18 protein-coding genes are annotated in these 21281 nt (G+C 38.9%); 7 read left to right on the forward strand and 11 right to left on the reverse strand.

The genetic code is table 11. The features are described from left to right. Positions 1-48: 48 nt before the first annotated feature. The 9 genes from AC07U8_RS04810 to sdsA all read right to left on the reverse strand — a co-directional run bounded on the left by AC07U8_RS04810 (position 49) and on the right by sdsA (position 11894). Positions 49-1080 (reverse strand): agmatine deiminase family protein, encoded by a 1032-nt coding sequence (locus AC07U8_RS04810; protein WP_494737419.1) that lies wholly within the window; start codon positions 1078-1080, stop codon positions 49-51. Positions 1081-1242: 162 nt separating this feature from the next. After that, a complete protein-coding gene (locus tag AC07U8_RS04815; RefSeq protein WP_315074527.1) occupies positions 1243-1671 on the reverse strand; it encodes a YbjQ family protein in 429 nt (142 codons plus the stop codon). A gap of 9 nt (positions 1672-1680) precedes the next feature. Continuing rightward, a complete protein-coding gene (locus tag AC07U8_RS04820) occupies positions 1681-2031 on the reverse strand; it encodes a YbjQ family protein (RefSeq protein WP_004819546.1) in 351 nt (116 codons plus the stop codon). Between the two features lie 103 nt (positions 2032-2134). After that, positions 2135-3595, reverse strand: coding sequence for a multidrug efflux RND transporter AdeIJK outer membrane channel subunit AdeK (gene adeK, locus AC07U8_RS04825; protein WP_004722574.1), 1461 nt, complete (start codon positions 3593-3595; stop codon positions 2135-2137). Then, positions 3595-6774 (reverse strand): efflux RND transporter permease subunit, encoded by a 3180-nt coding sequence (locus tag AC07U8_RS04830; protein WP_096733404.1) that lies wholly within the window; start codon positions 6772-6774, stop codon positions 3595-3597. The genes adeK and AC07U8_RS04830 overlap by 1 nt, the downstream gene beginning before the upstream one ends. Before the next feature lie 13 nt (positions 6775-6787). After that, on the reverse strand, positions 6788-8044 hold the full coding sequence (locus AC07U8_RS04835) for an efflux RND transporter periplasmic adaptor subunit (protein ID WP_494737420.1): 1257 nt from the start codon (positions 8042-8044) through the stop codon (positions 6788-6790). Next, complete coding sequence (locus tag AC07U8_RS04840; RefSeq protein WP_419263291.1) at positions 8044-8682, reverse strand: phosphatase PAP2 family protein; 639 nt, start codon at positions 8680-8682, stop codon at positions 8044-8046. Before AC07U8_RS04840 ends, AC07U8_RS04835 begins: the two co-directional genes overlap by 1 nt. 158 nt (positions 8683-8840) lie before the next feature. Beyond that, positions 8841-10895: a site-specific recombinase gene (locus AC07U8_RS04845; RefSeq protein WP_494737421.1), complete on the reverse strand. Its 2055-nt coding sequence runs from the start codon at positions 10893-10895 to the stop codon at positions 8841-8843. 15 nt (positions 10896-10910) lie between these two features. Then, a complete protein-coding gene (gene sdsA, locus AC07U8_RS04850) occupies positions 10911-11894 on the reverse strand; it encodes an All-trans-nonaprenyl-diphosphate synthase (protein WP_209826694.1) in 984 nt (327 codons plus the stop codon). 430 nt (positions 11895-12324) lie between these two features. On the opposite strand from sdsA, the gene rplU reads away from it, so the two are divergent. The 4 genes from rplU (at position 12325) to AC07U8_RS04870 (ending at position 15528) form a co-directional block, all read left to right on the forward strand. Then, positions 12325-12636 carry a 50S ribosomal protein L21 gene (rplU, locus tag AC07U8_RS04855; RefSeq protein ID WP_004722561.1) on the forward strand — a complete coding sequence of 104 codons (312 nt, stop codon included), beginning with the start codon at positions 12325-12327 and terminating at the stop codon, positions 12634-12636. 19 nt (positions 12637-12655) lie between these two features. Next, positions 12656-12910: a 50S ribosomal protein L27 gene (gene rpmA / locus AC07U8_RS04860; protein ID WP_004722560.1), complete on the forward strand. Its 255-nt coding sequence runs from the start codon at positions 12656-12658 to the stop codon at positions 12908-12910. A gap of 252 nt (positions 12911-13162) precedes the next feature. Then, entirely contained in the window at positions 13163-13858 is a 696-nt protein-coding gene (gene lolA / locus AC07U8_RS04865; RefSeq protein WP_004722558.1) for an outer membrane lipoprotein periplasmic chaperone LolA, read from the forward strand. Positions 13859-14046: 188 nt separating this feature from the next. Beyond that, a complete protein-coding gene (locus AC07U8_RS04870) occupies positions 14047-15528 on the forward strand; it encodes a carotenoid oxygenase family protein (protein ID WP_494737422.1) in 1482 nt (493 codons plus the stop codon). A gap of 218 nt (positions 15529-15746) precedes the next feature. On the opposite strand, the gene AC07U8_RS04875 is transcribed toward AC07U8_RS04870, so the two are convergent. After that, positions 15747-17102 carry a flavin-containing monooxygenase gene (locus AC07U8_RS04875; protein ID WP_494737423.1) on the reverse strand — a complete coding sequence of 452 codons (1356 nt, stop codon included), beginning with the start codon at positions 17100-17102 and terminating at the stop codon, positions 15747-15749. Between the two features lie 102 nt (positions 17103-17204). Here AC07U8_RS04875 and AC07U8_RS04880 point away from each other — a divergent pair, with 102 nt between their 5' ends. Continuing rightward, the gene (locus tag AC07U8_RS04880) at positions 17205-17819 is read left to right on the forward strand and encodes a TetR/AcrR family transcriptional regulator (protein WP_096733411.1); all 615 of its coding nucleotides are present in this window, start codon (positions 17205-17207) and stop codon (positions 17817-17819) included. A 17-nt stretch (positions 17820-17836) separates the two neighbouring features. On the opposite strand, the gene AC07U8_RS04885 is transcribed toward AC07U8_RS04880, so the two are convergent. Next, entirely contained in the window at positions 17837-18700 is an 864-nt protein-coding gene (locus AC07U8_RS04885; RefSeq protein WP_171497818.1) for an alpha/beta hydrolase, read from the reverse strand. Positions 18701-19059: 359 nt separating this feature from the next. Between AC07U8_RS04885 and AC07U8_RS04890 the strand changes: the two genes are divergently transcribed. Then, the gene (locus AC07U8_RS04890) at positions 19060-19869 is read left to right on the forward strand and encodes an RsiV family protein (protein ID WP_096733414.1); all 810 of its coding nucleotides are present in this window, start codon (positions 19060-19062) and stop codon (positions 19867-19869) included. Positions 19870-19977: 108 nt separating this feature from the next. Then, a complete protein-coding gene (serS, locus tag AC07U8_RS04895; protein ID WP_004722550.1) occupies positions 19978-21249 on the forward strand; it encodes a serine--tRNA ligase in 1272 nt (423 codons plus the stop codon). The last annotated feature ends 32 nt before the right edge of the window (positions 21250-21281 follow it).

Consider the following 21281-nt stretch of genomic DNA (forward strand, 5'->3'; position numbering starts at 1 on the left):
GAATGCTTTTAAAATAATAGGATATTTGAAAGGGTAAAAATCGAATGCTTAATGTATTCTATTGAAGTAGTTTAATAACAATTCAGCATTTTTGCCCCTTAATTGCCATGACATACAGCGTACTCCACCGCCCATATGGCACACTTGTGCAGAGTGAATTGGAATGACAGTTCGTTTGGTTAGACGACGAATTTGCTGTAATGCCAGTGCATCTTGTTTAATACCAAATTGCGGAAAATAAATACGTTCAGGCGTAACCAGCATATTGGTATATAAACCACAAGCAGAACCAAATTTTTCATCATAAATTTCACTGCCATCATAAGGTGTGGTGATTTCATGAATTTTGATATTTGGAATACCGCGTTTTAAATCAGTTTTTAACTGTTTGGCGTAGTCGGGGTCTTCAGGATAGGTGTTAATCACTAAAGTATTCTGATCTATAAAGCTTACGACACCATCCGCATGTTCTAAACCACCTTGTTCATCCGCTTCAATAAATGCAATATGTTTCGCACCTGTCAAACGGATCAGCTGTGCTCTAGCTTGTGTTTCGGTTAAATGATTGTCAGCTAAGAACTTGGTGCTTAACACCACATTGCCATAACCATCTTCAACCCAATTACCACCATCATTGAGCAGTTGGGTCTGGGTAAATTTTAAACCAGCCTTTTGGCTATAGGCTTTAAAGTCTGATTGAACATCATCAGAGATGGTTTGGGCTTTTTTGGTTCCGCCTTGTCCTGCCGCAGTATAACGAAAAAGAACTGGCTGATTGGGATTGGCACTACTGAAATCACGCATCCAAATATCTTGCATAGGTGCGATGGTGACATGCTGTTTACCCAATGCTTTGACATAATCAGGGTAAAGTTGTTGATCGGTTAAGATCATCACATTGTCACCATTTTGAATAATTTTCTTTGCATAATCGACGTGGAAATCAAAAATATCATCGATTTTTTCTGCATAATACTTATCCTGACTTTGTGGCGAAGCCAATACAATCAATTCTGCATTTATCGTGAATGGAAGCATAGACAGTAATCCGATACTTATTTTAAGTGCTAAAGCTTTCATGATGTCTAACCTGTTCATGAAGTTAAAATTCTTTGATTTTTGTTGTGGTCAATACATTATATGATCTTTAAATCCCCAGAATACAAAATCAAACAGTCCAACAGCGATTGTGTATCCTGACGATAAAACCACATTGATTATTTTCACCAAAGGGGAGTGCGGTTAAGTTGCTGTTCCGTAGGCAAACACTTCAACCATCCCGCCTTGCATACCGAGTTCTGTGGTACTTAAGCGTAAGCCCATGATATGCGTTGCTCCAATATTTTCAGCTTCCTGTTTTAATCTGACAATCGCTTCTCGACGTGCACGTTCTACGACACTTTCATAGGTGGTTAAACGACCACCAAAGAAGTTCTGAATTTGCGCGATAATATATTTAAAATAATCATGCGAAATCACCACATTACTACTGATCAGTTGTCCATGATTTTCAGAGACTTGGAACTTATTGGTGTCAATTCGAATATGAGCAAGCCGTTGTTCATTGTCTGCCAATTGTTTTAAATGTTTTTGTTCGATAAAACGTCCAAAACCCCAGCCAATAAAAAACAGAACCAGTGTGAGCCCAATTTTAAAAATTAAACCATCCATCTGTTTCGCCTATTTTGAAAATGGGTCAGGAAGTTGTGTTGTGGTCGGTTCAACAATGACCGCCGTACCATAGACAAAAAGTTCTGATGCACCTTGCGCAATATTAGAGGTGGAAAAACGAATACCAACAATTGCATTGGCACCTAAACCATGTGCTTTTTCAATCATACGATTCATGGCTTCTTGGCGCGACTCTTCTAATAACTCGGTATAGCCTTTGAGTTCACCACCGACAATATTTTTTAGACCAGCCATAAAGTCACGTCCGACATGTTTGCTACGGACAGTACTTCCATAAACGACATCGAGTTGTTGCTTTATGACATGTGCTGGAACAGTTTCTAAATTACTGAGTTTCATTTTAAATATTCATTGATGATGTCTTGCTTCAAACATAGGAAATTATCCATCAAAAAGCAATAAAAAAAGCCCACCGAAGTGAGCTTTGATCATCAAACTGAGATTAACTGACTTTTTTATCTTTTGAATGATATTTCAATTCAGATGAAGAGGCCGGTTGTGCAATTTGATCCGCAGTGTTGGCTTTTAGACCACCACCAAGGGTTTTATAAACTTCTACCTGATTGTTTAAGTTCGCTTGCTCTAATAGCAATAAACCTTGTTCAGCAGAGTAAGAAGTACGTTGAGCATCTAAAACAGTTAAGTAACTATCAATACCAGCACGGAAGCGGGCATTTGAAAGTTTATAGGTTGTATTAGTTGCATCAACTAAACGCTTTTGAGCAGAAAGGCGATCACCAATATTTTGGCGAGTCGCTAATGCATCGTTGACTTCACGGAAAGCAGATTGGATTGATTTTTCATAGTCAGATAACGCAATTTGTTGATCTGTTTCTGAAATCTTAATGTTCGCTTTACGTGTGCCCCAATCCCATAACGGAATATCAAGACTAGGACCTAAAGACCAAACGAAAGCACCTGATTTAAATAAATCACTTAAATCAGTAGATGCATAACCTGCAGTACCCGTCAAACTGATGGTTGGGAATAAGCGCGCTTTCGCAGCACCGATATTCGCACCAGCAGCAGAAAGTTGGTATTCAGCCGCTTTGACGTCTGGACGGTTGTTCAGCAAGTCACTTGGTAAACCTGATGCGAACGCAGCATTTGAAGTAATACGCGTTACACGTTGTGTTGGCAATAAGTTGTCTGGAACTGATTGTCCAACAAGTAGATTGAGCAAGTTCTGAGCTTGTGCAATTTGAGTCTTATAATTGGCAACATCATTACGTGCAGTTTCAACAGAAATCTGAGCCTGACGAACAGGCACTTCACTGTCAATACCGACATCAAAACGTTTTTTGTTGAGGTTATAAGAGTCAAGCTGCGCTTTTAATGTTTGGTCAGCAAGCTTAAGTTGTGCGCTGGCAAATGAATAATTTAACCAAGCTTGTGCAACTTGGCTAATTAAGCTGATTTGCGTTGCATCACGAGCACTTGCAGTCGATAAATAAGTATCAAGCGCATTGTCTTTTAAACTTTTTACCCGACCCCAGAAGTCTAACTCATAAGCAGTTACACCAAGACCCACATTATAACGTGTTTGAGCACCTACACCTTGATCCTGACGTAACAGACCACCACTTGCACCAATCGTTGGTAACTGATTGTTTTCAGTGATTTGATAGGCTTGTTGAGCACGTTGAATGTTCAATGTTGCTGTACGTAAATCACGGTTATTGGCTAAAGCAAGATCAAGCACTTGAAGTAAGCGTTGATCTGCAAAAAACTCTTTATAACCTTGTTCAGCAATAGATGTACCACCGTTATTTTGAATATAACCAGTTGGTATGTTCGCCTGAGCTACGGGTTCTGGGCCACGCATGCTTTGACACGCTGTCAAAGCAAGCGCAAGTGCAGATACCGCAATGCTACGACCTGAAATAGACCATACTTTTTGCATCACGATTTATGCTCCTGAATATTTTGATTTTTAGGTTTGTACTTAAAGATACTACGAATCCATACGAAGAACACAGGAATAAAGAAGATACCTAAAAGTGTTGAGCTAATTACACCACCCAATACACCATAACCGACTGAGTGTTGGCTACCAGCACCAGCACCGCTTGATAAAGCAAGTGGCAATACACCGAAACCGAACGCTAAGGTTGTCATGATAATTGGACGTAAACGCATTTTTGCAGCATGCAATGTCGCTTCAAACAATTCTTCGCCTTGTTCTTGCAACTCTTTTGCAAACTCTACAATCAAAATCGCATTTTTTGCAGACAAACCGATGACTGCAACGATCGCGACTTGGAAGTAGATGTTAAATGATAAGTTAGGATCACCTTTGATGACCATGCCCAACCAAGTTAACGTAAATGCACCAATAACACCTAATGGTACGACCAGCAATACTGAAACTGGAATTGACCAACTTTCATATAAAGCTGAAAGGCAAAGGAACACGATAAGCAATGAAAGAATTAAAAGCGGAACAGTTTGACTGCCAGATTCACGTTCTTCTAAAGACAGACCCGTCCATTCATAGTCGAAACCTGTTAAGCCCATAGATGGTAACTTACCAATAATTTCTTCCATAGCAAGCATCGCATCTCCCGAACTTACGCCCGGTGCTGGTGTACCTTGAATGTTCGCAGAAGCTACACCGTTATAACGCTCGAGACGAGGTGAACCATAAGTCCATTGGCCTGTTGCAAATGCAGAGAATGGAACCATAGTGCCGCTATTGTTACGTACATACCACTTGTTTAAGTCTTCAGGCATCATACGAGCGTTTGATTCACCTTGAACATAAACTTTTTTCACACGACCACGGTCAACGAAGTCATTGATATAAGAACCACCCCAAGCCATGCTCATGGTCGAATTAATATCTGCAATACTAACCCCCATTGCACCAGCTTGCGCTTGGTCAACGTTGATTTGATATTGAGGTGTATCTTCTTGACCATTTGGACGAACACCAGCAAGACGTTTGTCTTGAGAAGCCATACCTAAAACAGCATTACGTGCAGCAACCAATTTCTCATGGCCTTGACCACTTGCATCTTTTAATTGGATGTCAAAACCTGATGAAACACCTAATTCTGGCATTGCTGGTAATTGCAATGGCATGATGTAAGATGCATCTTTGACAATCATATTCAGTGCCATACCACGTTGGATAATGGCGCCAATTTGTGATTCAGGTGTGGTACGTTCACTCCAGTCTTTCAACTTCATAAACGCTAAACCAGCATTTTGTCCAACCCCAGTAAACGAGAAACCAGAAACTGTAAATATAGTATCTACGTTTGCTTTTTCCTTGTTTAAGAAGTAATCGGTCATGGTTGTGATGACTTTATCTGTCCGTTCAAGGCTGGCACTTGGTGGTAACTGAACCAATGTCATAACCATCCCTTGGTCTTCTTCTGGTAGGAAAGAAGAGGGGAGCATTTTATACAGTCCGACTAAGGCAACAATTACCGCAACGTAGATCACACCAGAGAAGATCTTATGATGGGTCATACGATTGACACCACCTTGGTATTTCTCAGCTACTTTATCAAAGCTACGGTTAAACCAACGGAAGAAACGCGCAAAAATGTTATTACTTGGTTCTTGATTTGGATCATGTTGTTTTAACAATGTCGCACAAAGCGCAGGGGTAAAAGTTAAAGCAACGATTAATGATAAAACCATTGCTGTAACGAGCGTGATCGAGAACTGACGGTAAATAACCCCCGTAGTACCCCCGAAGAATGCCATAGGCACAAATACGGCAGTCAATACGCTGGTAATACCCACCAAAGCACCTGAAATTTGTTTCATCGACTTTTCAGTGGCTTCAACTGGACCCGTATGCTCTTCTTGCATCACCCGTTCGACGTTCTCAACCACAACGATGGCATCATCGACTAATAGACCAATTGCCAGTACCATGGCGAACATGGTTAAGGTATTGATTGAGAATCCGAAAATATTAATAACTGCAAAGGTCCCCAGTACAACCACAGGAACTGCCATTGTTGGGATAATCGTTGCGCGCCAGTTCTGTAAGAACAAGAACATCACAAAGAATACAAGAACGATTGCTTCAATTAACGTATGTACCACACTTTCAATTGAAAGTTTGATAAATGGTGTGGTGTCATAAGCAAGCTTATCTTTGAGACCATCTGGGTAGTTTTTACGTAGTTCAGTGAGGCGTTTTTCTACAGCAGCGGCTGTATCAAGTGCATTTGCACCTGTTGCCAATTTAATTGCTACACCGCCAGCAGGCTTACCATTAAATTTAGAATCGAATTGGTAGTTATCTGAGCCGAGTTCTACACGTGCAACATCACTTAAACGAACCTGAGCACCCGAAGCGGTATTTTTTAGGAAAATGTTTTTAAACTGTTCAGGTGTCGTCAACATGCTTTGTGCATTGACAGTCGCATTGAGGACTTGACCTTGTACCGCTGGAGCACCACCCAATTGACCTACAGCCACTTGTGAGTTTTGCGCACGAATGGCAGCAGCAATGTCACTTGGTGTAACTTGCAAACTGGTCATTTTAGCTGGGTCTAGCCAGATACGCATTGCATATTGACCACCAAAGACTTGAATTTCACCTACACCTGCAACACGACTGAGTGGTTCAGAAATATTTGAGTTTACATAGTCTTTAATGTCAGCCCCTGACAGGCTGCCATCTGGTGAATAAAATGCAAGTACTTGCATAAAACTCGCGCCAGATTTGGTCACTTTTATCCCTTGACGTTGTACATCTTCAGGTAATAGTGCAGTCGCTGATTGTAATTTGTTCTGTACTTGAACCTGTGCAATGTCTGGATCAATACCTTGTTCAAAATTCAGGTTGATTGATGCTTGACCATTACCCGCACTGTTCGATGAGATATAACGTAAACCATCTAGACCATTCATTTGTTGTTCAATGATCTGAGTTACCGTGTTCTCAACAGTTTGTGCAGAAGCGCCAGGATAAGTTGCAGAAATTGTCACCACAGGCGGAGCAATTGTTGGATACTGAGCAACAGGCATTTTTGTCAGCGTCAGAATACCCGCCAACATAATTACCAGTGCAATCACCCACGCAAAAATGGGGCGATGAATAAAAAATTGAGCCATATTCGTCTACCCCTTATGCATTTGAAGTAGCTTTTTGTTCACTAGATTTATTTTGTTGAACAGGTTGTGCTGCTGTACCTGGTTTAGCACCTGCTTGGGGTGCAGCCGCTTGAGGCTGATACGGTTTAGCAACCACAGCTTGTTCTGGTTTTACTTTGGCAATACCATCAACAATCACTTTATCGCCAGTATTTAGGCCTTGAGTGACAATCCAATCTTTACCTTGAACACCTACAGTTGTTACAGGACGGCTTTCTACTACACCTTTAGCATTTACAATCATCGCGATTGCTTGGCCAGTTGGGGTACGTGTAATTGCTGCTTGTGGAACTAAGTAAGCATTTGGAATTACGCCTTGTACGATCTGCGCATTGGCAAACATACCTGGCAATAATAAATGATTAGGATTTGAGAAGACTGCACGTAAAGTTACAGAACCTGTGCTTGGGTCTACACTTGCATCAGAGAATGCAAGGTTTCCTTCTACGCCGTAGAAGCTACCATCTTCAAGCTTTAAACGAACTTTGGTATTGTTGCTACGATCAATACTACCTTGACTTAACTGCTGACGTAGACGTAATAACTCAGCACTTGATTGGCTGATGTCTACATAAATTGGGTCAAGTTGCTGAATTGTAACCAAAGCATTGGCTTGGTTTGCAGTCACCAAAGCACCGGCAGTGACTGAAGAACGACCAGATTGACCTGAAATAGGTGAACGAACAGTCGAATAACCTAGGTCAATTTGTGCATTTTTAACAGAAGCATTTGACGCTGCAATATCTGCTTCAGCAAGTTTGATTTGTGCAAGTAAATCATCAAATTCTTGCTTAGAAACAGCATTGATGCCGACAAGTTGACGATAACGATTTGCTTTAACCTGCAAGGCATTTAAGTTTGCTTGCTGACGTACTAAAGCTGCTTTTGCACTGTCTAAGTTTGCACGATTGATGCTCGAGTCAATCTCATAAAGAGGTTGACCTTCACGAACAAAACTACCTTCCGTAAACAAACGTTTTAAAATCACACCATTTGTTTGTGGGCGAACATCAGAGATTTGATACGCTGAAGTACGACCCGAAAGTTCAACAGTTTGTTCTACGCTTTGTGGCTGAGCAACAATGACACCAACTTCAGTCGGCGGCATTTTTTGGGCAGCACCACCAGCTTGTTGTGCTGATTTAGGATCTTTGCTGCAGCCTACAAGTGCAATACTTGTTGCGAGAGCACAAGCAGTAAGGGCAGGAGCCCAAAGCTTTGCCGACATCATTATTCCACCTCGTTTAGATTCTTATCTAAAAATAATTTGTTCTGTCTTAACGTTTCTCGTGACAGTATGAGCCATAAAACTGCAGCCCATATGACACCTATACTCCATCCAGTGAGTACATCAGTTGGGAAATGTGCCCCTAGATAAATTCTAGAGCCCCCCATGCTTAGAAACCATAAAAAGCCCCCCAAGCTAATCCATTTAACTTGGCGATGCTTTTGAAATATAAACATAATCGAACAGCATACAATCGCTGCATAAATGCTGTGAGCACTAGGAAATGAAGCACCATAGGTTTGCACCATTTGGTAGATTTCATCGGGTCTAGGACGATTGACCAGATATTTGAGTATCCAACCAATTGCCGCAGCACCGAGCAGTCCAATACTGATCATCAGCACATTTGCATATTGTTTTAGGCGTATGAAATATAAATTACATAGCCCTGCAATCACGATCATTGACGGTAAGCCGCCCAGATAGGATAGGGTGAGTGCTAGACCATTTAAGACCTCTAAACGGTGTGAACTCATCCATACAACGCTTGAAAAATCAAACTGTTGTACCTGGTTAATGTTTAAACCAACACTCCCAATAAGTAAACCTATACAGCCAATAAGGAGCAATACGTAAGGCATAAGTTAACCTAGAGTATATAATTGCGTACGTTAAGTTTATTTAATCAACCGAAGTGTACTAGCCAGTACACTTTTTTTCAAGTGAGTAAATTTAGGTAATTTATACTAATTTCTTTTTGTGAAATATTTAACAATTTGCACAAAAAATAACAAAAATCCTAGTGATTTAGTTTGCTTTGTGAGTTTGCCTCATCTTCAAGTTGTAAGGGTTGTTTTGGCGGCCAGAAGAAATCTAGAGGGCGGGTCGAAAAATGGGTAAATATAAGTTTTGCCAAAGGTTTCCATTGCGAAAAACGAACTTGTCTTGCTCTGAGTGCCACAATAATGGTGAGCGTGAAGCTGACAAACAAGTTTGTCAAACCAATACACAATACGCCAAGGAAAGACACAATGATAAGGCCAATATCAGGTGAACCATTGATGGTCATTAAGCCTTGAATAAAGTTGGCAGCAGCAAACGCAATATGGCGGATATCTAAAGGTAAACCCAAGATAAAACCAATGGTTCCCATACTTCCAAGCATGATCCCAAAGATAAAATTACCCGCTAAAGCGCCTAAGTTTCGCTCGATATAGTCTGCAAACTTGTCCAGTCTGGCTTGTCCCATCATTTTTTTCAATTTTATGTGAGCTTTTAAACGGGGACCGACTTTTCGATAGACTGACATATTGTCAAAATATCCCGCAATTAATCCCGATAAAAATAAACAAACACCCGCAATTGCAGCATGTGGAATTGCCAATGAGGTAAATGGATTTAGACTGGCGAGTAAAGTTGTGGCTTTAGCATGCGTCAAAAGTGGTTCATGCATTGACAGCTGCCACAGATAAGTGATTAAGGCTGCAGTTGGAATCGCAATCGAAATGTTTCCCAGAATTGCAATAAACTGGGTTCGAATAATATTAATAATTAGTCCAGCAAGTTCAGCAATTTGCGCTGTTTTTGAACCTTTTTGGTGTTGAACTGTTGATGCAAGTGCAGCTGCTGTCATAGCTGGCTGTTTGGTTGCTACAGTAAAGTGCAAAACATGGATCAAGATAAAACCCAATGAATAATTCATACTGTAGAGAAAAGCATGCAAAAAAGGCGCAAGGACTAAACGTGCAGTCAGTATTTTCAGGGTTGCCATGGTTGCAATAATCGCACCTGCGCCTGCAGCTGCTTTATACATGCCAAAGAAACCTTTCTTATCGGTACTTACATAATGTTCGCCTGTCTTACTGGCATTTTCAGTGACTTGGAGTGCAATCAACTCACTATTGGTCTTGAGTAAATCGCGAACACTGGTTTCACTATAGTGTGCATTGACTAAGTCAGTGAGCAATTCACCACAGAGCTGATAACGAATTTGATCATCTTCTACAAGAAGATTGAGTAAGAGTTCGATTCGATCAATACATTGTTCTAGTAACGAGAGTAGATAAGTCAGACTTAAGCTCACCCCAATCCGTTTGATTGCTCGACGAATTTTTTGTACTACATCACGACATTGTTCAATCATGACCAATGCTTGGTCTGCATCGGGAGGAATACCCACAGCAAACTCATCTTCATCGCGATGCTGCTTTTTATACGATTCTATAAACTCAACAATTTCACGGTTTTGAACTAAAAAAGGCGATTCATATTCTTGAAGTTCGGGGTAGGCATTGATAAATTCAGGATATAAGCCAATACCACTGATTCGATAGGAAAGCACAGTAATGGCTTTGACAATATCGCGTTTAATTCCCAATTTATCGTTTTTATAACGATGACCTTGATTGAGTAATCGGAACAATTGTTCCCATTTCTTTTCACTGATATTTTCCAGCCAATATTTATCACTACGTTGGTGAAACACTTTGCCAACCAAATCTTTGAGATCTGATTCGTCTGTCAATAAAGGTAGAAAATGTGCGCCAATACGTTGCCCAAGCTGATTCCAAAAGCCGTCTAAAGATAAAATCCCACTATCTGCATACAATCCTGCTTGTTTATAGTGATTGACCAGCTTGAGTAAATAACCTTGAAATGCGGAAGATGCATTGGGTGTAGTGAGCAGTGCTTGAATTAAAGCATCAAATTTATTTTGACTTTCTTCTAAATTGTGGCTGTCACTGGGTCTGATACGATTGATTAACTCAATTAATATATCAGGATTGGGAACAACTTTTATGCCGTCGAGTTGTTCCTGCATAAGGAGGAAAAGATCATTAAATTGTATATGCATAAGCCTTGTTAAATTTTATTGAATTCGATGTAAGGCAAGTTGCGCTAAATTATACAATGCCTGGCGATACTCAGATTCAGGCAAATGATTCAAAGCTTGAATCGCAGCTTGAGTTTCTTCTGTGGCACGACGACTACAATAATCTAAAGCACCTGAGGTCTGAACAATTTCAATCACACGATCTAAATCGCTTGTTCCACCAGTTGCGATACTTTTACGGATAATCTCGTGTTGTTCACCCTGGGTATTTGCTAAGGCAGAGATTAAAGGTAAAGTGGGTTTACCTTCCATTAAATCATCACCAATATTTTTACCTAATGTTTCAGCATCAGAGGTATAGTCTAAAATATCATCAATAATTTGAAAGGCATTGCCAAAATGACCTGCAAATAAACGTAATGGTTCACGATACTCAGGTTTCCCTGCAATGATTGCAGCACCTTCAGTTGCAAGCTCAAATAAACGAGAAGTCTTACCGTGAATAATATCTAAATAAGTTTGTTCAGTCGTTTCGGGTTGATGCTGTGCTTGAAGTTGTAACACTTCGCCTTCGGCAATTTCACAAGTGCCCGTCGAAAAGTCTTTGAGCAAGATCATGTTGTCGAGATCAACCAGAAGATCAAAAGCTCGAGAAATCAGAAAATCACCCACCAACACAGCAGTTTGGTTGTTCCAAGTTGCGTTCGCAGTTGGACGACCACGACGTAAACCAGATTCATCTACAACATCATCATGTACCAAGGTTGCGGTATGCAGCATTTCAATGATTGCTGCCAGTTTACGATAAGGGTCCATCTGTAGATCTGTTGCACCACATGCTTTTGCTGCAAGTAAGCACATGATTGGACGCATGCGTTTACCGCCAGCTTCAACAACATGTTTACTGACGGCCATCACTAAAGCAACTTTTGAGGTAATCCCTTCATTAATAAACTTGTCCATTGCAGCAAAGTCGGTTGCAACTGGAGCGAGAATATCTTGCTTAAAGTCGATGGTCATCGGGTGGGAGCCTCATGCAAATGCGTTATAAGTTGCTAGTGTAACAATTAACATGTCTGAATGTTGCTTTTGAAAGCAGACATCGTGCCTGAATCTTAATGATTTGTTCTTTCTTTGTCCAAAGATGAATAAAGCATTGAACATTCAAACGATCATTCTTTTGAGCTACATAGTAGCGGATTTGTTTTAAAAATCTATTTCAATTTTAGCTGTATCTTAAAAAAAAATTCATATTATCAAAGGGGAAATCTTAAAAAAACCATTATGTGTAGATTATTTTCTATACAATGATAATATTTGCTGGAAATGACTTGTTGTTTAATTCATTATCACTTAAAATCTTTGCCCTTGAATAACCCCCAGTGGCGTTCGTCTTAAGATCGATATATTCCTTTATCGGCACGACGACACGGGTAAGTTGGAGTACATTATGTACGCAGTAATCCAAAGCGGTGGTAAACAGCACCGTGTTGTTGAGGGTGAAACCCTTAAAGTAGAATTGTTGAAAGCTGAAACTGGCGCGACTATTACATTTGATGATGTATTAATGGTTGTGAATGGCGAAAGCATTCAAATCGGTGCTCCAGTTGTAGCTGGCGCAAAAGTAACTGCAGAAGTGGTTGGTCACGGTCGTCATGACAAAATTCGTATTGTTAAAATGCGTCGTCGTAAGCACTACCGTAAACAACAAGGTCACCGTCAATGGTTTACCGAGTTGAAAATTACTACGATCGCAGGTTAATCACTAGGAGTATATAGACATGGCAACTAAAAAAGCCGGTGGTTCGACCAAAAACGGTCGTGATTCGAATCCTAAAATGTTAGGTGTTAAAATGTACGGTGGTCAAGCTGTGACTGCTGGTAACATTATCGTTCGTCAACGTGGTACAGAATTCCACGCGGGTACAAATGTTGGTATGGGTCGTGATCATACTTTATTTGCTACTGCTGACGGCGTAATCAAATTTGAAGTGAAAGGTCAATTTGGCCGTCGCTATGTATCTGTTGAAGCGTAAGCTTTAAGAGTGCAAAAAAGCCCGCTTTATTGCGGGTTTTTTTATCACTTTTTTTTATTATTAAAGAAAAACCCATCTTCATCATGATGAATAATTTTCAACATATTGCACCAATAACAATACAAAACTTCTTATTTTCTCAATTATTACTGACTCAATTTGGTTTAAGATAAGCAATCTAATAAATTACATTCTGTGCCAAAGATTATTTGAATATTTTAATTGAGGTGCAGACATAGAAAAGGTGAACATATGAATATGCTTCGTAAAACGATGGGTGCAGTGGCTATAAGTGCAGCGCTGTTTGCACCTGTAATGAGCACAACAGTTTTTGCAGCAACTGCTGCTTCGGAGCAACAAGCAACCGCAAATCTGGTTAAACAACTCAGTGGTGTAAAAAGCTTTACTGCAAATTTTGAGCAAACCACAAAAGCGACTCAAACAGGTAAAGTAGCACAGAAAAAGGGTTTGACCGCTCAGCATATGAATCAAACCTTTAAAGGTACAATGAAGGTTGAACGTCCTGGTAAATTCTATTGGGAAACCACGACACCCGCAAAACAGACTATTGTGACCGCAGGTCGTACAGTGTGGATTTATGATCCTGACTTACAGCAGGCTGTACGCCAAAGTTTAGATGAGCAGGTTGCCAATACACCAGCATTACTACTCAGTGGTAATACTGAGCAAATTCAAAAGGCTTATCGTATTACTCAGCCTAATGCAGGTAAAACTTACTATACCTTGTATCCAAAACAAAAAGATGGTGCTTTCCAAAGCTTGACGATTAGTTTTGGGGCGAAAAATGCACCGACTTTAATGATCTTGCAAGATTCTTTAGGTCAAACAACCACTGTGCGTTTTAACAATGTACAGGTTAATGCCGCTATTCCTGCATCTACCTTTAATTTTGTGCCGCCTAAAGGCACAGACATTATTGATCAATAAACGATTTTGATTGAATAGAAGAGCAACCGTAAGGTTGCTTTTTTTATGCCGATTAAACAGAACACAGCAATAGACTTAGCCATGTTGATCAGGCGAAGGATGAATGTCTTTCAAGGAATACGGTAGCTTTCAATACAAGATTATTCTATGCTCAAACAAGGGTTTGAATATAAAAACTGAGATGCTGTATGTATCGCAAAACACAATTGAAACTCAAACATTACCCAAAGATGACTGCGCAAAAGTCATTTTTGAATGTTTTGAGGCAAAAGTTAATCTGCATGATTGGGCGATTTTTAAGACGACATCGTCGTGAGAAGGAAGTGAATCTTTATCACAAAAAGCTTTACCAGCCAGTTGACGAAATTTTTACAACCACCTTAAAAATATCAGGAATTATCCCATCGCATTTAAATGGTGTATTGTTAAGAATTGGCTCAAATCCGATTGATGTCGCAAAGCCTTCATTATTTGAATGGTATCTTGGTCATGGAATGATTCACGCGCTTAAATTACAAGCGGGTAAAGCAATCTGCTTTAAAAGCAGTATGCTGGCCACAGATACGGTGCAGCAATATAAACAACAACCAGCAATAGGCGGCTTTCGCCGTGGTGCACATGATGTTGTAAATACCAACATTTTTAAACATGCGGGAAAGCTTTGGGCGGTGATTGAAGCTGGCGCGTTTCCGATCTGCCTAGATGATGAGTTAAATGCAGAACGTTATCAGTTGTTTAATAGTGATGCTGATTTACCGTTTACCGCACATCCTCGTAAAGATATTAAAACAGGGCATTTACATGCGATTAGTTATGATGCCTTAGATCGTAAAAATGCCTATTACCAAGTGATTGATCAACATGGTGATTTAATTCATGTGACGCAAATTTTATTACAACATGGTCCCATGATTCATGATTGTCTCATTACACAACATGAAGTTTTGGTTTTTGATTTTCCGCTTACTTTTTCAATGACTCGATTATTGCATGGCGCAAGTGTTCCCTATCAATGGAATAAACAACATCAAGCACGTATCGGAATATTGCCTAAATATGCAAATGCTGAACAGATTCAGTGGATTGAGCTTGAACCGTGTTTTGTTTTTCATGCAGCAAATGCTTTTCGTGATCATGAAAATGGAATTATTTTAGATGTTTTGGTACATCAGGACGATTTTGAACATTCCCAACACGCAGCTTATGAATTGCAACATGCACAGTTAGAACGTTGGCGCATTGATTTAAGCTTACAAACGCTACATAGAACTGTACTCGACTCCCGAATTCAAGAATTTCCGAAAATTGATGCGCGTTTTACTGGGGTTGCATATCGCTATTTATACACTTTGGGTTTTGCTGAAACTGCATTGTTCAATTGTTTATATATTCATGATTTAGAAATGCAAACATCTGTGAGTTATGATTTTGGTATACAGTGGGCAATTGGTGAAGTCACTTTTGTGGCTGAGCATGAACACAGTGCAGAAGGGCATGGATATTTGATGGCCTATTTGCATCATGTAGAGGGAGAAGCAGCCAAAGCTGTTATTTTAAAAGTAAATGGATTGGAAATTCAGCCACAAGCTGAAATTGATTTGGGCGTACATATACCACTGGGGTTTCATTGTAATTGGGTAGATTTGGCAGTGGTTAATAGTAATGCGTAATATTTAGCACTCCTTCAAATATTAAAATACAGAAATTAATGATTATTTAAATGCTGGTTTATACTCTTATTTAATTCAAGCCTATGTTTTTTTATATAATTTTTACTCTGTTGAGCTGTCTTGAATACATAAATTTCTAATTTAAATGAATATAGATTGAAGCAAACAAGCATTTCACTTGTTTACTTTTTATGATGATGAATTAACGGGTTTATGTCTTAAGCTGCAAATAAGGAACCAAGTAACTGTTTCAAAGTGACTTTTACTTTACGATCAGGAATATTTACACCCGAAGTTTTTAGGTCGGCTACCAGTTCACTTCTTAAGTCATTGTAATCGACTTCGGCTGCATGGCGTTGACCACCTTCGAAAGGATGATGTGGATGATCCATTTCATATTGAACGGCTTTTCTCATATCTTTTGGACGTTTGTAGTTGCCCATAATCTCCTGACAAGCAACAGCCGCTTGATAGTCAGATAAAGGCCAAATACAACCAAGTGGTTGGAATAATCCGATAAAGTATAGGTTTTCATGCTCTGCATGCATCATCTTACGATAAAGCGGAATTTTTGCTGCATGCTGGAAGTCAATAAAGTCTTTGTCAAAGAATGGGAATACAGTCCAGAATCCAGTACAACAACAGATAATGTCAAATTCAGCTTTAGTACCATCACTAAACTCTACTTCACGTCCATTTAGGTGTTTGATACTGGGCTTGGGTTTGATTTTGCCATGACGGACATAGTCAATAAAATCTGAATTTGCAGTCGGGTGTTGTGAAAGTATTGGTTTATTATTTACAGGTAACCCAAAGTCTGCATAGTTTCCAGTGAAAGCTTTGACCATTTTTGTTAGTATTTTTTGACGCATTCTTGGTGAAAATTTTGCAAGAGCCTTAACTAAAATATCTGCAGGATGTCCAAGCATAAACTTAGGTACAAACCATTGTGGGCTACGCATAGAGATATAAACATCTTTGGTGACTCGAGTAGATTCAACAGCAACATCACAACCTGAATTTCCAGCACCAACTACCAAAATTTTCTTTTCACGCCAATCATCTGTGACACGTTTAAAGTCGTGCGAGTGCATCCATTTCCCTGTAAATTCACCATCATAAGTCGGATATTTAGGGAACCAATGGTGTCCATTACAGACCATGAGGTAGTCATAGATTTTATTGTTCTTATTGCCTTCGGCATCAGTATAGTCTACCGACCATAAGCCTCGATCATTTTTTTTAATATGGTCAATAGTATGATGAAACTTGATTTGATCGTATACTTCAAAATGTTTGGAATAATCTTCAAAATACTTTTGTAATTGATCATGTCGAGGGTAGTCTGGATAGTCATCTGGCATTGGGAAATCTTCAAACTCAGACATGGTTTTTGAACTGATAATATGTGTGTTTTCATAAACCGATGAGTGTTCTGTTGCCGAGTTAAACACCCAGTTGCCACCAACTTTGTCATTCTTTTCATACAAGTCAAAAGCAATGTCATTTTGTTTACAGTTTTTTGCTGCGGAAATTCCTGATGGTCCTGCACCTATGATACATACTGTTTTCATAATACTATCCTTGGAAATTATTTTTATAAAATCCAACTACAGTTGGTTTTATTTAAATATAATAGATTTATTTTTAACCATCAAGTATGTGGGACGATAAAAATGTTACTGGATGAGATCAAACTCCCTGTACAAAAAAGAAGTCAACAACGGCTCGAAAAAGTAATTGAAACGGCGATTTCAATTTTAGAGCGTCAGGGATTTCATGTATGTACGATTCCAGAGGTATCGGTACAATCTGATGTCCCAAAAGCTCACATTTATCAATATTTTCCAACAGTAAATCATCTTTTTATTTTGATTATTAAGCAATATTTAGACAGTTTGCAGAAATTTATCAATATTCGGAACAATCGTTATCAGAATTGGAATACTAAGGAAATTACCCAAGATTTGATACTACAAGCCTCTTTGTTTTATAACAGCAATAAAGCGGCCAGTATTTTAATTCTTGGTGGTCCAGTTAATGTGGATGGCTTTAATATGCTTGAAATTGTCATTGAGAAAATTGCCTACGATATTATTGAATTACTTAAGAATAAAACCGAGCCTTTATTGTTTGCAAAACCTGAAGAAATGGTATATCTAACCGAAATGATTTTTTCTTTAATGAAGCATAGTTTTTATAAATATCAATATATTACAACTGATATTCAGAAAGAGGTGGTGGATCTTTGTCATATGTATTTAAAAAGTAAAGGTCATAAAATTGATTGATTTGATGATTTTTCTGATTATAGACTTTTCAGAAAAGTTGTATGTATCACTAAAATACGATTTTTATAAGGTTCGTGAAATAACTCAAAATGACCACAATTTTCTTCATGATATTGTCTATTTTGAATTTTTTGAGCAAGCTTTCGTGTTGATTTTATTGGAATAAGTGAATCATTCTCTGCACCAATCACCAATGTTGGAGATTTTATTTTATGAGCAACAGTTGTTGGGCGGTAAAATCCAATTGTAGCAACAATGCGTGCTGGTACTGCATTTTCCCAAGTTACATCATTTGGAATAATTGAATGATAGCCATCATGACAGTCTTCACCAGCTAATATTGCAAAGCGATTTTCAGAAACGACAGGCATGGTTTTGACTTTACCAAAGGGAATATAAATCAAGTCTTGTATTGCTTTCAATAAAGCTAAAAGTAAATACTTTTTTGGATAAAGCGTCAAACTTGCTAAACCATCTACATGTGGGAAATTAGCAATAATGCCTTTATAGGTTGCTGTACTACCAAGTGTAAGGACATGCGCACCACTAAATGAATAGCCCCATAAGATTAACTGATCATCTTTTAAATTGTAGTGGGTCTTAAAAAAATCGATAACAGCTTTCCAGTCCTGTAATTGACTATTCTTATCGACTAAGTTTTTAATTTTTCCTGTGCTTTGTCCAAAACCGCGATGGTCAAAAACACAAACTTGAAAGCCAAGTTTATGATAATGCTCAGCAAAATTAGCTAATCCACAAAGTTTTTCTCCACCAAGCCCATGTGCCATGACGATAGTTGCGGTATTGGGATGGTCATTCACATATAGGTCAGCTTGAATTTGATCGTGTTGTATTGGAATGTTGTGTGAAATAGCTTGCATGGCCTCATCCTTGATTGGTTTCATTATTGTAAGTTGATATTTTATAATAAGCTAAAATTTGTACATAAATCCAACTTTTATAGGTTTTATTTTTCATGGGGGTATAAACTTTCTTAAAAATTAAAATATTGCATGGTGAAATATTGAGTACAATTTTTAAGCTAAATATTAAGGAAAGTAATGCAACGGCTAAAACCCAATGTTTTAGATTGATTTCGTTTTTTGTTTGTTAAAGAAATTGGTATGATTAAATAAAAGAATAAGGAAAGTAAAAATTTGAATTAACAATTCATAATGTTTATTTTGACTGACAAGATTTATGATAGCTTTATCGTAATAATTGTTTGAAAGACATGATCATGCATGTGAATTTAAAATCAAGCTTATTAGCATCTGGACTATTTTTAACCGTCTTGATAATGTCTGGTTGTCAAGAGAAACCCGAGTCACAAATAGAACAAGCAAATGTATCATCGACTAAAACTGCACAAATACCACTGATTCAAGCCAAAGTTGAACGCGTCAATGTAGTAAAAAAACAGTTTTGTGATGAAGATGGTTGTACCCAATATGATTTGCAGACTGTTAAAAGTAATGTGCCTTGGCTAGATGAGTATTTTCTAAATCGCATTAAAAAAGATGTACCTGGGGCATTTGAGAAAGATCAAAATCATGCCCAAGCTGAAAGTGAAGCACAATCTTCACCTAAAGGTTTAAATCAAAATTCAATCTATGTTCGTTTTATTTCACAACAAAATAATTTAGCCACTTTTGTGATCCAGACTTATACCTATGCAGCAGGTGCAGCGCATGGGATGTATCACAATGAATATGTGACATTCGATCTAAGCACGCAAAAGCGCCTCGCCTTAACTGATATTCTTAAACCAAACGTGGAGGCAAAAGTTGCTGAACAGCTTTATGATGCCAATGCGAATTGGTTGATTCAAAAAGATATTACGCGTGATAAATTACAGTTAAGCGATAATTATTATTATGGTGTAAATGGTCTGGTTTTTGTTTATCCATTATATGAACTTACTTCTTATGCAGAAGGTATGCCTGAGTTAAAGCTGCCGTATCAAGTGGCAAAAGATTTGATTAAAGCTGAGTATTTACCAAGTCTACCTCAAGTCGAAGCGACTGTAGAAAAACCTGTTACACCTTAATTGTCTTCAAATCATACAATTCATGTATGTCTAATGCTCTGTCACTGTATTTTTTACAGTGAAGAGCTTACACTATAGTCAGTTTTTTTCTTACCCTTTAGATTGACTATGATCGACCCGAAATTAATCAGAAATAATATCGAGGCTGTAAACTTAGCCTTAGCCAAACGTGGTGTACAACTCAACGTTGAAGAATGGGCATCACTAGAAGCTCGCCGTAAAGAAATTCAGTCTAGAACTGAAAACTTACAGGCAGAGCGTAATTCGGGTGCGAAACAAGTTGGTCAAATCAAAAAATCTGGTGGTGATGCTTCAGAAATCATGGCACGTATGGGTGCGATTGGTGATGAAATTAAAGCTGCTGAAGTTGAATTGAATGAACTTCAAGCTGAATTAGAAGCAAAACTACTCTCTATCCCAAACATGCCACATGAGTCTGTACCAGAAGGGAAAGATGAAAGTGATAATGTTGAAGTATTAAAATGGGGCACACCGCGCCAATTTGATTTCGAAATCAAAGACCATACTGACCTTGGCGAAATGATGGGTGGTTTGGAGTTTGAAACTGCAACCAAGTTAACGGGCACGCGTTTCAGCGTATTGAAAGGCCCATTGGCGCGTTTACAACGTGCATTGACCCAATTCATGCTGGATACCCATACCTTGAAAAATGGTTATACCGAAGCATATGTCCCTTATCTTGTCAATGCAGACTCATTGCGTGGTACAGGTCAACTGCCTAAATTTGAAGAAGATTTGTTTAAATTACAAGGCGAAAAAGAATACTATTTGATTCCAACTGCAGAAGTTCCAGTGACGAACTTTGTCCGTAATGAAATCATCGATGCTGACCGTTTACCGTTGAAATATGCTGCGCATACGCCATGTTTCCGTAGTGAGGCAGGTTCTTATGGTCGCGACACTCGTGGTTTAATCCGTCAACACCAATTCGACAAAGTTGAAATGGTTCAAATCGTAAAGCCTGAAGATTCAATGGATGCTTTGGAAGCATTGACAGGTCATGCGGAAGGGATCTTACAAGCTTTGGGTTTACCATATCGTAAAATCGTTTTATGTGGTGGCGATATGGGCTTTGGTGCGTGTAAAACTTATGATTTAGAAGTTTGGGTACCAAGCCAAGATACATATCGTGAGATTTCTTCTTGTTCAAATATGGGCGATTTCCAAGCACGCCGTATGATGGCGCGTTATCGTGCAGACCAAAAGAAAACTGAGCTGGTACATACCTTGAATGGTTCTGGCTTGGCTGTAGGTCGTACTTTATTGGCTGTGATGGAAAACTACCAACGTGCCGATGGCTCTATTGAAGTGCCAGAAGTGTTACGCCCGTACATGGCTGGTGCAACATTTATCGATTAAATGTCGAAAACTCGATATTTAGTTCAGTTTTG

This window comes from Acinetobacter sp. GW821-FHT01E09, from assembly GCF_059422385.1.

What these genes read in the sequence shown, in the direction of transcription:
- AC07U8_RS04840 (WP_419263291.1), bottom strand. Translation starts at nt 8,682, where the DNA reads ATGCCTTACGTATTGCTCCTTATTGGCTGTATAGGTTTACTTATTGGG.
- adeK (WP_004722574.1), bottom strand. Translation starts at nt 3,595, where the DNA reads ATGCAAAAAGTATGGTCTATTTCAGGTCGTAGCATTGCGGTATCTGCA.
- lolA (WP_004722558.1), top strand. Translation starts at nt 13,163, where the DNA reads ATGAATATGCTTCGTAAAACGATGGGTGCAGTGGCTATAAGTGCAGCG.
- rpmA (WP_004722560.1), top strand. Translation starts at nt 12,656, where the DNA reads ATGGCAACTAAAAAAGCCGGTGGTTCGACCAAAAACGGTCGTGATTCG.
- AC07U8_RS04830 (WP_096733404.1), bottom strand. Translation starts at nt 6,774, where the DNA reads ATGGCTCAATTTTTTATTCATCGCCCCATTTTTGCGTGGGTGATTGCA.
- AC07U8_RS04820 (WP_004819546.1), bottom strand. Translation starts at nt 2,031, where the DNA reads ATGAAACTCAGTAATTTAGAAACTGTTCCAGCACATGTCATAAAGCAA.
- AC07U8_RS04880 (WP_096733411.1), top strand. Translation starts at nt 17,205, where the DNA reads ATGTTACTGGATGAGATCAAACTCCCTGTACAAAAAAGAAGTCAACAA.
- AC07U8_RS04835 (WP_494737420.1), bottom strand. Translation starts at nt 8,044, where the DNA reads ATGATGTCGGCAAAGCTTTGGGCTCCTGCCCTTACTGCTTGTGCTCTC.
- serS (WP_004722550.1), top strand. Translation starts at nt 19,978, where the DNA reads ATGATCGACCCGAAATTAATCAGAAATAATATCGAGGCTGTAAACTTA.
- AC07U8_RS04875 (WP_494737423.1), bottom strand. Translation starts at nt 17,102, where the DNA reads ATGAAAACAGTATGTATCATAGGTGCAGGACCATCAGGAATTTCCGCA.
- AC07U8_RS04815 (WP_315074527.1), bottom strand. Translation starts at nt 1,671, where the DNA reads ATGGATGGTTTAATTTTTAAAATTGGGCTCACACTGGTTCTGTTTTTT.
- sdsA (WP_209826694.1), bottom strand. Translation starts at nt 11,894, where the DNA reads ATGACCATCGACTTTAAGCAAGATATTCTCGCTCCAGTTGCAACCGAC.
- AC07U8_RS04885 (WP_171497818.1), bottom strand. Translation starts at nt 18,700, where the DNA reads ATGCAAGCTATTTCACACAACATTCCAATACAACACGATCAAATTCAA.
- AC07U8_RS04890 (WP_096733414.1), top strand. Translation starts at nt 19,060, where the DNA reads ATGCATGTGAATTTAAAATCAAGCTTATTAGCATCTGGACTATTTTTA.
- rplU (WP_004722561.1), top strand. Translation starts at nt 12,325, where the DNA reads ATGTACGCAGTAATCCAAAGCGGTGGTAAACAGCACCGTGTTGTTGAG.
- AC07U8_RS04870 (WP_494737422.1), top strand. Translation starts at nt 14,047, where the DNA reads ATGTATCGCAAAACACAATTGAAACTCAAACATTACCCAAAGATGACT.
- AC07U8_RS04845 (WP_494737421.1), bottom strand. Translation starts at nt 10,895, where the DNA reads ATGCATATACAATTTAATGATCTTTTCCTCCTTATGCAGGAACAACTC.
- AC07U8_RS04810 (WP_494737419.1), bottom strand. Translation starts at nt 1,080, where the DNA reads ATGAAAGCTTTAGCACTTAAAATAAGTATCGGATTACTGTCTATGCTT.